The 10,526-nt window shown below is 73.0% G+C and carries 9 protein-coding genes; 4 read left to right on the top strand and 5 right to left on the bottom strand.

Going from position 1 to position 10,526, the window contains the following annotated elements; translation table 11 throughout:
* The first annotated feature begins 1 nt into the window (after window position 1).
* On the top strand, window positions 2–1,681 hold the full coding sequence (locus tag BU198_RS22840; protein ID WP_223244806.1) for an ABC transporter ATP-binding protein: 1,680 nt from the start codon (window positions 2–4) through the stop codon (window positions 1,679–1,681).
* 61 nt (window positions 1,682–1,742) lie between these two features.
* Here BU198_RS22840 and BU198_RS43400 read toward each other — a convergent pair whose 3' ends face one another.
* Window positions 1,743–1,874, bottom strand: a complete 132-nt coding sequence (locus BU198_RS43400; RefSeq protein WP_262987015.1) for a hypothetical protein — start codon at window positions 1,872–1,874, stop codon at window positions 1,743–1,745.
* Window positions 1,875–2,098: 224 nt separating this feature from the next.
* Here BU198_RS43400 and BU198_RS22835 point away from each other — a divergent pair, with 224 nt between their 5' ends.
* The 3 genes from BU198_RS22835 (at window position 2,099) to BU198_RS22825 (ending at window position 6,411) form a co-directional block, all read left to right on the top strand.
* Window positions 2,099–3,337, top strand: a complete 1,239-nt coding sequence (locus BU198_RS22835) for a C40 family peptidase (RefSeq protein ID WP_188296298.1) — start codon at window positions 2,099–2,101, stop codon at window positions 3,335–3,337.
* 90 nt (window positions 3,338–3,427) lie between these two features.
* Complete coding sequence (locus BU198_RS22830) at window positions 3,428–3,841, top strand: VOC family protein (RefSeq protein WP_188296299.1); 414 nt, start codon at window positions 3,428–3,430, stop codon at window positions 3,839–3,841.
* A 179-nt stretch (window positions 3,842–4,020) separates the two neighbouring features.
* On the top strand, window positions 4,021–6,411 hold the full coding sequence (locus BU198_RS22825) for an ATP-binding cassette domain-containing protein (RefSeq protein WP_188296300.1): 2,391 nt from the start codon (window positions 4,021–4,023) through the stop codon (window positions 6,409–6,411).
* A gap of 40 nt (window positions 6,412–6,451) precedes the next feature.
* Here BU198_RS22825 and BU198_RS22820 read toward each other — a convergent pair whose 3' ends face one another.
* The 4 genes from BU198_RS22820 to BU198_RS22805 all read right to left on the bottom strand — a co-directional run.
* Window positions 6,452–6,961 carry a GNAT family N-acetyltransferase gene (locus BU198_RS22820; protein WP_188296301.1) on the bottom strand — a complete coding sequence of 170 codons (510 nt, stop codon included), beginning with the start codon at window positions 6,959–6,961 and terminating at the stop codon, window positions 6,452–6,454.
* Window positions 6,962–7,042: 81 nt separating this feature from the next.
* Window positions 7,043–8,908, bottom strand: a complete 1,866-nt coding sequence (locus BU198_RS22815) for an endonuclease/exonuclease/phosphatase family protein (protein ID WP_317620033.1) — start codon at window positions 8,906–8,908, stop codon at window positions 7,043–7,045.
* A gap of 224 nt (window positions 8,909–9,132) precedes the next feature.
* Window positions 9,133–10,086, bottom strand: coding sequence for a Gfo/Idh/MocA family protein (locus BU198_RS22810; protein ID WP_188298723.1), 954 nt, complete (start codon window positions 10,084–10,086; stop codon window positions 9,133–9,135).
* A 40-nt stretch (window positions 10,087–10,126) separates the two neighbouring features.
* Window positions 10,127–10,526, bottom strand: a 400-nt coding sequence (locus BU198_RS22805; protein ID WP_188298722.1) for a sugar phosphate isomerase/epimerase family protein, incomplete at its 5' end; no start/stop codon positions are given.

Here is a 10,526-nt window from a genome sequence, read left to right as displayed (position 1 = left end):
CCTGGTGCGCGAGGACGGCCGCGCGGTCGTCGCGATGCTGGCCCTCAACGGGCTCGCCGCGGCGGCCGGGCTCGGCGGGCCCTGGCTGCTCGGCAGGATCATCGACGACGTCAGGGCCGGGGCCGGGACAGGCCACGTCGACCGGCTCGCCCTGGGCATCCTCTGCTTCGCCCTGGCGCAGCTGCTGCTGGGCCGCTTCGCCCGGTACGCCGGGTACCGCTTCGGTGAGCGGACGCTGGCCCGGATCCGCGAACGGTTCGTCGAGCGGGCCCTCGCCCTGCCCGCCTCGGTGGTCGAGCGCGCGGGCACCGGCGACCTGATGACCCGTGGCACCGCCGACGTCGCCACCGTCGGCACCACCCTGCGCGACGCCGCGCCCGAGGTCTCCGTCGCCCTCGTCCAGGTCGTCCTCATCATGGCCGCCATGCTCGCGGTCGACCTGCCGCTGGGCGTCTGCGGGGTGCTCTGCCTGTCCGGGATCTGGTTCGCCACCCGCTGGTACCTGCGCCGCGCCCACGCCGGCTACCTCGCCGAGGGCGCCGCCGACTCCGCGCTCGCCGAGGTGCTCGGCTCCACCGCCGCCGGGGCCAGGACGGTCGAGGCGCTGGGCCTGGAGGAGCGCCGGATCGCCGCCGCCGCCGAGGCGATCGAGAACTGCCGGGCCACCCGCACCCACACGCTCAACCTGCGCAGCGTGCTCTTCCCGGTGGTCGAGTTCTCGTACGTCGCCCCGGTCGCGGGCATCCTGCTGATCGGCGGCGCCCTGCGCGGCACCGGCGCGGTCGGCATCGGCGCGGTCGTCTCCTGCGCCCTCTACGTCTGGCAGCTCGCCGAGCCGATGGACAAGGCCCTGCTCTGGCTCGACCAGCTCCAGCGCAGCAACGCCTCCTTCGCCAGGGTCGAGGGCGTCGGCCGGATCGACGCGCCGGTCGTGACCGGTGGCGCGCGGCCCGCCGACGACCGGATCGACGTGGTCGGCGTCCGGTACGCCTACCAGGGGGAGCGGGACGTCCTGCACGGCGTCGACCTGACGGTCCGCCCAGGCGAGCGACTGGCCGTGGTCGGCCCCTCCGGTGCCGGAAAGTCCACCCTGGGCAGGCTGCTGGCCGGAGCCGAGGTGCCGCGCACCGGCCGGGTGACGGTCGGGCGGGTCCCCGTCGCCGAGCTGGACCCGGCACAGCTGCGCCGCCACGTCGTCCTGGTCTCCCAGGAGCACCACGTCTTCCTCGGCACCGTCCGGGACAACCTCGGGATCGCCGCGCCCACCGCCGGCGACCGGGAGCTGCGCGCGGCGCTGGCCGCCGTCGGCGGCGACTGGGTGGACGAGCTGCCGGACGGGCTGGACACCGCACTCGGCGCCGGCGGGCACCGCCCGGACGCCCAGCAGGCCCAGCAACTCGCCCTGGCCCGCGTGGTCCTGGCCGATCCGCACACGGTGATCCTGGACGAGGCGACCTCGCTGCTCGACCCGGCCACGGCCCGGCACACCGAGCGCTCCCTGGCGGCCGTGCTCAGGGGCCGCACCGTGATCGCCATCGCCCACCGCCTGCACACCGCGCACGACGCGGACCGGGTCGCGGTGATGGACGGCGGCCGGGTGACCGAACTGGGCAGCCACGACGAGCTGTTGGCGGCCGACGGCGGCTACGCGGCGCTGTGGAGGTCCTGGCACGGCGGCTGAGGGCGCGGCCCGGCGTGTCCGGTTGCCGCACGCCGCACGCCACCCGGCCCCGCGGGTCCGGTCACACCGGGCCGGCCGGCGTCTCGATCGGGTCCGCGGCCGGCTCCGGGATCCGCCGCGCCCACGCCCAGCCCGGCCGCTCGCGCTCCAGACAGGACTCGACCAGCTCGACCGCTCGCTCCCGGGAGATCACGCCGCCCATTCTTCACCCAGGGTCAACCGGATTCCGGCCCGCCCGTGCTCGGTCCGCCGGTGTGGGCCCGCGCGTGTCGGCGGCCGTTCACCCCCGGGCGGGACGCCGTACAGATGCCGGTCGCCACATCCCTGACCTGCGAAGAAACAGGTGTTCGGAGCACAGGAAGTGTGTGCACGACAACCATTGACCCGGAGTCAGGGATTCCGAAAGGATGCGCGACCATGACTACTACGCGCGTAAACCTTCTGTCGAGACGGTTGATCGCCCCGCTGCGCTGGGCGGCCCTGCTGTCGCTGCTGGTCTCGGTCGGAGTGTTCTTCGCCGGCGCCGGCGAGGCCCAGGCAGCGCCCTCCTGCGCGGTGCTCTCCACCGGTGCCGCGCCGCAGGCGAGCGCCGCCGTCCGCTCCGCCTGCGGGCTGATCGGCACCCCGTACTCGTGGGGCGGCGGCCACGGCGGGCAGCCCGGCCCGACGTACGGCCTCTGCGACCCCGCCAACGGCGCGCCCGACGACTGCCACGTCCGCGGCCTGGACTGCTCCGGCCTGGTCCGCTACGCCTACGACCTGGCCGTCGGCGAGGACGTCATCAACGGCACCACCCGGACCCAGTGGCCGACCTCCCGGGCGGTCGCCCGCTACTACCGGGCGGACGGCACCGCACCGCTGCTCCCCGGCGACCTGGTGTACTTCGGCAACACCGCCTCCACCATCCACCACGTCGCGATGTACCTCGGGCAGGGCTGGATCGTCGAGGCCCCGTACTCCGGCGGCTACGTCCAGGTGGCGGCGCTCTCCTCGCACGGCGACTACTACGGCGCCATCCGGCTGTACGGCCCCGGCAACTCCAACCCGACGCCGCCCACGCCCCCGACCACGCCCCCGTCGGGCGACGGCAGGTACTGGGTGGACACCTACGCCAACGCGCCGGTGTACGGCTCCCCGACCTCCACCACCGGCACCGGGACGCTGTACCAGGGGACGAACTACGTCTACTGCAAGGCCTGGGGCCGCGAGGCGTCGAACGGCAGCGGCTACAACCACTGGTGGCTGAAGACCGACCCCGACGCGGGCCCCGGCGGCCAGTGGGTCTCCGCCCTCTACCTCTCCCGCTGGGGCAACGACACCGCCAAGGACAACAACGGCACCACCATCCCGAACTGCCCGGGCGGCGGCACTCCGCCCGCCACCGGCAGGTTCTGGGTCGACACCTACGCCAACGCGAACGTCTACCCCTCGCCGACCTCCACCTCCGCCAGCGGGACGCTGTACCAGGGGACGAACTACGTCTACTGCAAGGCCTGGGGCCGCGAGATGTCGAACGGCAGCGGCTACAACCACTGGTGGCTGAAGACCGACCCCGACGCGGGCCCCGGCGGCCAGTGGGTCTCCGCCCTCTACCTCTCCCGCTGGGGCAACGACACCGCCAAGGACAACAACGGCACCACCATCCCGAACTGCTAGCCCCTCCCCGCATGCCGCACCGGGCCGGTCGCGCGGACCGATCAGGATTCGAGAAGCGCCCGGCCCGGGTGCGCGCCTAGCGTTGCAGCCATGAACGAGATCACCATTCACTGGACCTTCCTCCCGCACACCGACCCCGAGGCCTCCCTCGCCTTCTACCGCGACCTGCTCGGCTTCGAGGTGCGCAGCGACGTCGGCGGCGGCCCGATGCGCTGGATCACCGTCGGCCCCGCCGGCCAGCCCGACGTCTCCCTGGTGCTGGAGCCGGCCTCCGCCGACCCGGGCCGCACCGCGGAGGAGCAGCGGACCATCACCGAGATGATGGCCAAGGGCACCTACGCCCGGCTCGTCCTGGGCACCCCCGACCTGGACGGCGTCCACGACCGGCTGAAGTCCGGCGGCGCCGAGCTGGTCCAGGAGCCGACCCAGCAGCCGTACGGCGTCCGGGACTGCGCGTTCCGCGACCCGGCGGGCAACATGGTCCGCTTCAACGAGGTGCGCTGACCCTCGCCGGTACCGGGGTCCGCCCCGCCCGCCACCGGACGTGCGCGAACCCGTTCGATCCCGGCCCGAGATGGTTGGATCGAGGGGTTCGAGCACACCGACGGCGGCCGGACGGGGCGGGCCCACCGGTCCACCACCTGTCCCAGAGAACCGCCGAGAGCCAGGGAGCGAAGAGAACGATGCCCAAGCGGACGGACGCGCAGCCGCACGTCGCCGACAGCCACGACCTGATCCGCGTGCACGGCGCCCGCGAGAACAACCTCAAGGACGTCAGCGTCGACCTCCCCAAGCGCCGGCTGACGGTGTTCACCGGGGTGTCCGGCTCGGGCAAGAGCTCCCTGGTCTTCGACACCGTCGCCGCCGAGTCCCAGCGGCTGATCAACGAGACCTACAGCGCCTTCGTCCAGGGCTTCATGCCCACCCTGGCCCGCCCCGAGGTGGACGTCCTCGAAGGCCTCACCACCGCGATCATCGTCGACCAGCAGCGGATGGGCGCCGACCCGCGCTCCACCGTCGGCACCGCCACCGACGCCAACGCGATGCTGCGCATCCTGTTCAGCCGCCTCGGCACCCCGCACATCGGCTCCCCCAAGGCGTTCTCCTTCAACGTCCCGTCGATCAGCGGCGCCGGCGCCGTCACCGTCGAGCGCGGCGGCAAGACGGTCAAGGAGCGGCGCAGCTTCAGCATCACCGGCGGGATGTGCCCGCGCTGCGAGGGCCGGGGCAGCGTCTCCGACATCGACCTCACCCAGCTCTTCGACGACAGCAAGTCGATCTCCGAGGGCGCGATCACCATCCCCGGCTGGAAGACCGACAGCTGGTGGACGGTCGGCGTGTACGCCAACTCCGGCTTCCTCGACCCGGACAAGCCGATCCGCAGGTACACGAAGAAGGAGATGCAGGACTTCCTGTACCGGGAGCCGACCAAGGTCAAGGTCAACGGCGTCAACCTCACCTACGAGGGCCTGATCCCCAAGATCCAGAAGTCCATGCTGGCCAAGGACAAGGACGCGCTCCAGCCGCACATCCGGGCCTTCGTGGAGCGCGCCGTCACCTTCACCGCCTGCCCCGACTGCGGCGGCACCCGGCTCAGCGAGGCCGCCCGCTCGTCCAGGATCGCGGGCGTCAGCATCGCCGACGCCTGCGCGATGCAGATCAGCGACCTCGCCGCCTGGGCCGCCGGCCTCGACGAGCCCTCGGTGGCACCGCTGCTCGGCACGCTCCGCCAGGCCCTCGACTCCTTCGTGGAGATCGGCCTCGGCTACCTCTCGCTCGACCGCCCCTCCGGCACCCTCTCCGGCGGCGAGGCGCAGCGGGTCAAGATGATCCGCCACCTCGGCTCCTCGCTCACCGACACCACGTACGTCTTCGACGAGCCCACCACCGGCCTGCACCCGCACGACATCGAGCGGATGAACCGGCTGCTGCTGCGCCTGCGGGACAAGGGCAACACGGTGCTGGTGGTGGAGCACAAGCCGCAGACCATCGCGATCGCCGACCACGTGGTGGACCTCGGCCCCGGGGCCGGCGCGGCGGGCGGCACGGTCTGCTACCAGGGCGACGTCGAGGGGCTGCGCACCAGCGGGACGGTGACCGGCCGCCACCTGTCCGACCGGACGGCGCTGCGCCCGACGGTGCGCGAGCCCACCGGCACGTTGGAGATCCGCGGCGCGAGCACCCACAACCTGCGGGACGTGGACGTGGACGTCCCGCTCGGGGTGCTCACCGTGGTGACCGGGGTGGCGGGCTCCGGGAAGAGCTCGCTGATCCACGGGTCGCTGTGCCGACCGTCGGGGGCCGGGAACGAGGGCGTGGTCTCCGTCGACCAGGGCGCGATCAAGGGCTCCCGGCGCAGCAACCCGGCCACCTACACCGGGCTGCTCGACCCGATCCGCAAGGCCTTCGCCAAGGCCAACGACGTGAAGCCGGCCCTGTTCAGCGCGAACTCCGAGGGCGCCTGCCCGACCTGCAACGGCGCCGGGGTGGTCTTCACCGACCTGGCGATGATGGCCGGGGTGGCCACCACCTGCGAGGACTGCGAGGGCAAGCGGTACCAGCCGGCGGTGCTGGAGTACCACCTGGGCGGGCGGGACATCGCCGAGGTGCTGGCGATGTCGGTGACCGAGGCGGAGGAGTTCTTCGGCTCGGGCGAGGCGAAGCTCCCGGCCGCGCACCGCGTCCTGGAGCGGCTCGCGGACGTCGGGCTCGGCTACCTCAGCCTCGGCCAGCCGCTCACCACGCTCTCCGGCGGCGAGCGGCAGCGGCTCAAGCTGGCCACCCACATGGCGGACAAGGGCGGTGTCTACGTCCTGGACGAGCCGACCACGGGGCTGCACCTGGCCGACGTCGAGCAGCTGCTCGGGCTGCTGGACCGGCTGGTCGAGTCCGGGAAGTCGGTGATCGTGATCGAGCACCACCCGGCGGTGATGGCGCACGCCGACTGGATCATCGACCTGGGCCCCGGCGCCGGGCACGACGGCGGGCTGGTGGTCTTCGAGGGCACCCCGGCCGAGCTGGTCGCCGCGCGGTCCACGCTGACCGGCGAGGCGCTGGCCCGGTACGTGGGCTGAAGCCGTACGCGTTCTCAAGCCGTACGCCGTGTTCTGAAGGTCAGTCCAGCGGGAGGGCCATCTCCAGGATGCGCGCCGAGGCGTCCAGCACGTACGGCGTCGCCTCCCCGGTGTACGCGAACCCGCGCCGCAGGTAGAAGGCGGCGGCGCGGGGGTTCGCCTCGTGCACCCCGAGCAGCAGCCGCCCGGCGCCCCGGACCCGCGCCCAGGCGAGCACCGCGTCCAGCAGGGCGTCGGCGACGCCGCGCTCGCGGCCGCGGTGCGCCGGGTCCACCCAGACGCCGATGACGTCCAGCGCGGAGGCCTGGGCCCGGTTCGGGGCGGACAGCATGGTGGCGACCCACTCCCCCGCGGTGTCCACCGCGACCAGGCCGAGCCGGTCGGGCTCGTTGACCCAGTCGCACCGGGCCCGCCACTCGCCCTCGCCGTGGCGGGTCGCGGTCTCGTGGGTCTCGCCGAACGCCAGCGGTGTGTCGAGGAGTTGGGCCAGCCGCACCTTCCGCAGCCGTTGCCAGTCGGCGCGCCCGATCCGCTCGATCCTGCACTCCATCGCTTCGACTCCCCCGTCACACGGCACTGCCTCCGCCGCCGGTGATCACCGGCGGCGGAGGCAGGATAGCCGGGGCGCCGGTCACGGCTTGATGCGGACCACCTGCGGGTCGTGGTCGCTGGCCTGCTGGGCGAACTCGGCGTTGATGTGCACCACGTCGTACTTGGCGTAGCCGACCTCGGGGCTGACCAGGATGTGGTCCAGCACCTGCGAGTTGCCCTGGTAGACGTAGGAGTACTGCTCGGTCTCCGGCAGCTCGTTCACCAGGTCGCGCAGCACGCCGTCCTTGGTGAGCGCGGCCAGCGCGGGCGAGAACTGGTAGTCGTTGAAGTCGCCGAGGGAGACGACCTTTGCCTCCCTGTCGGCGGCCAGCAGCTTGGCGACGAAGGCCTGCTCGATGGTGGCCTGCTTGATCCGCTGCACCTCGGAGCCGCGGGTCGGCTGCTGGAAGCGGCTGTCGATGCCCTGGTCGCCACCCTTGCTGTTGAAGTGGTTGGCGATCACGAAGACCTTCTTGCCCCGGAAGGAGAACTGGCCGACCAGCGGCTTGCGGCTGGTGGTCCAGGCTTCGTCGTTCGGCTCGATCCGGCCGGGCGAGGCGGTCAGCGCGGTGTTCGCGCCGGTGCCGGTCACGCCGACGGCGGTGGTGGCGTCGCCGCCGGGGATGTCGGTGAAGGACACCCGCTGGGGGTTGAACAGGAAGACCTGGCGGATGTTGCCGCCGGGCTCGCCGCCGTCCTTGCCGTCCTGCGGGTCGACCGAGCGCCAGTCGTAGGCCGGGCCGCCGGCCGCCTTGATGGCGGCGACGAACTTGGCGACGGTCCGGCTCGCGTCCACCGTGCCGTCGTTCGTGGCCCCGTTGTCGTCCTGGATCTCCTCCAGGGCGACGATGTCGGGCGAGCGCAGGTTGGTGACGACGCCCTGGGCCAGCTCGGCGAACTTGGCGTCCGGGTTGCCGGGGGCCAGGTTCTCCACGTTGTAGGTGGCGAGGGTGAGTTCGCGGTCGGCCGGCTGGGCGGTGACCTCGCGCTGGAGGTGGTTGTCCTTCAGGGCGCCCATGGTGCCGGCGACCAGGGTGTAGCCGCCGAAGTTGTTGTAGTCCAGCGGGCCGGCGGTGGTGCCGGTCAGCTCGTCGCCGACGTTGGCCACCGGGAACGGCTGCTGGCCGACCGGGGCCTGCTGCTGGATCATCAGGCGGCCGACGTTGGGCTCGCGGTAGGACTCGTACAGCACGCCGCCGCGCTTGCTGCGCTGGTCCTGCTTGTCGGCGGCGACCCACAGCTCGTTGTACTTGTCGGTCGCCTGGATCACCCGGACGTCCTTGACCTGGACGAGCATGCCCTCCAGGGACTCGTAGAAGTCCAGGGCGTACTTCTCCGGGTTGAGCGCCACGGCGTCGATGGAGCCGTCCGCGGCGGCCGGCGGGGCGTAGGTGCCGGGGATGTTGCGGGTGTCCACGGTGACCGGGGCGGGCAGCGGGTTGCCGGCCGACAGCACCGTGATGCCGGGGGCGGTGATCTCGGTGAGGGACTGCGAGCCGCCGCCGAAGTTCGGGTAGTACTCGGTGACCTTGCCGCTCACCAGCACCGAGTCGCCGACCTTCACGGTCGGGTTGCCGCCGGTGAAGACGAAGACGCCCTCGCTGGTGGCCGGGTCGGCGTCCGGGTTCGGGTCCTGGATCCAGAAGCCCTTGGAGCTGCCGTAGGCGCGCAGGCCGGTGACGATGCCGGGCACGCCGGTGACGGGCTTGCCGGCCTGCGGGGATATCCGGGTGCCGCCCTGGACGTCGTGGATGCGCAGCGGGCCGGCCTCGGTCGGGGCGGGGGTGGCCGCGGCGGCGTTCGCCACCGGCAGCGGGACGAGCACCAGCGAGGCGGCCAGCGAAGCCGGGATCAGGGCGGCGCGCAGCAGGGCTCTGCGGGGGCGGGGAGCGGAGGCGGTGGTCACCGGGGCAGGACTCCTAGCTCCGTCGTGCGGCACTGGTGGCGCGCGACGGTCCGGGCGGAGGCGCGAACGAGCGCGCGCTACTCGCGGAGAGGGAAAGCGGAGGACGGACACCCGCCCCCCGCGGCGCCCCTCAAGATACGCGCGTAGAAAATGCCCCGACAAGACCTTGCCGGTGAACTGTCGGTTCCTCGCAGGTGACGTGACCTCCGGTCAGGCCGGGCCGCTCACAGCCCGCTCCCAGCGGACTCCCAGGAAGCCTCGATCCGCTCGACGACCAGCTCGCACAGCTCGTGGGTGCGCAGCGCGTCGTGGGCGTCCAGGGTCCGCCCGGCGCGGACGGCGGCCAGGAAGGCGAGCACGCACTGCTCGATGCCGCGCTGCCGGGCCACCGGCACCCAGTCCCCGCGGCGGCGGACGGTCGGCTGGCCGCGGTGGTCGATCACCTCGGCGAGGTTGTGCACCTCGCGCTTGGAGTCGCCGCCGGAGACCTCCAGCACCTCCTCGGTGGAGCCGGAGACCCGGTTCATGATGCCGAGCGCGGTGAACCCCTCCCCGCCGAGGGTCAGCACCACGTGCTCGACCAGCCCGTCGCGGCTGCGGGAGCGGACGTCCACGTGCTCGATCTCGCCGGGGGCCAGGAAGCGCAGCACGTCCACGACGTGGATGAAGTCGTCGTACACCAGGGTGCGGGCGGTCTCGGCCAGGCCCTCGCGGTTCTTCTGCAGCACGATCAGGTCGCGCGGGCGCTCCCTGGCCTGGGCGTAGCCGGGCGCGTGGCGGCGGTTGAAGCCGACCATCAGCGAGCGGCCGGTGCGGTCGGCCAGGTCGACCAGCCGGCGGGCGCCGTCCAGGGTGTAGTCGAGCGGCTTGTCCACGTAGACGTCCACGCCCGCGGTGAGCAGCTGCTCGACGATCGGGACGTGCTGGTCGGTGGCGGCGTGCACGAAGGCGGCCCTGATGCCGCTGCCGATCAGCGCGCCGAGGTCGGTGAAGCGGTGTCCGGGCGCGATCCGGTGGGTCTCGCCGAGGCGGTCCAGCTTGGCCGCGTCCCTGGTCATCAGCCGCAGGTCCAGCCCGGGCAGGGCGGCGAGCACCGGCAGGTAGGCCTTCTGCGCGATGTCGCCGAGGCCGATCACCCCGACCGGGAGCGGGGTCTCGGTCGTTGCGCTCGCGTTCATCGGGTGCCTCCTGCCGGTGGGATGGTCGTACGGATACACCCTAGAGGGCGGGCCGATCGGCGTGGCGGTCGGCGGCGCGGCGGTCGGCGGCACGGAGGAAGGCCGCGCCCGCCGGGAGCAGCGGGGGCAGCGGGGCGGCGGCCGGGTGCCAGGGAGCCTCGTACTCCCAGCAGACCCAGGCGTCCGGCGGCAGCAGGCGCAGGCAGTCGGCGATCGGCAGGACGCCGGCGCCGAGCGGGAGCGGGGTGCGGTCGTGGGGGCCGGCGATGTCCTTGACCTGCACGTGGCCGAGGTACGGGGCGAGCGCCGCGTGGCTCCCGGCGGGGGTCTCGCCGGCCAGGTGGGTGTGCATCAGGTCCCACAGGGCGCCGACGGCCGGGTGGGCGACGCGGGCCAGCAGCCCGGCCACCGCCCGGCCGCCCCGGTGGGAGTCGTGGGTC

The sequence above is a fragment of the Streptomyces sp. CBMA156 genome, assembly GCF_014596515.1.
In the GTDB taxonomy this organism is placed as follows: Bacteria; Actinomycetota; Actinomycetes; order Streptomycetales; family Streptomycetaceae; genus Kitasatospora.
Note: the sequence above shows the minus strand (reverse complement) of the source record. Positions and strands in the feature narration are given on the sequence as shown.

What these genes read in the sequence shown, in the direction of transcription:
- BU198_RS22810 (WP_188298723.1), bottom strand. Translation starts at nt 10,086, where the DNA reads ATGAACGCGAGCGCAACGACCGAGACCCCGCTCCCGGTCGGGGTGATC.
- BU198_RS22830 (WP_188296299.1), top strand. Translation starts at nt 3,428, where the DNA reads ATGAACGAGATCACCATTCACTGGACCTTCCTCCCGCACACCGACCCC.
- BU198_RS22835 (WP_188296298.1), top strand. Translation starts at nt 2,099, where the DNA reads ATGACTACTACGCGCGTAAACCTTCTGTCGAGACGGTTGATCGCCCCG.
- BU198_RS22820 (WP_188296301.1), bottom strand. Translation starts at nt 6,961, where the DNA reads ATGGAGTGCAGGATCGAGCGGATCGGGCGCGCCGACTGGCAACGGCTG.
- BU198_RS22825 (WP_188296300.1), top strand. Translation starts at nt 4,021, where the DNA reads ATGCCCAAGCGGACGGACGCGCAGCCGCACGTCGCCGACAGCCACGAC.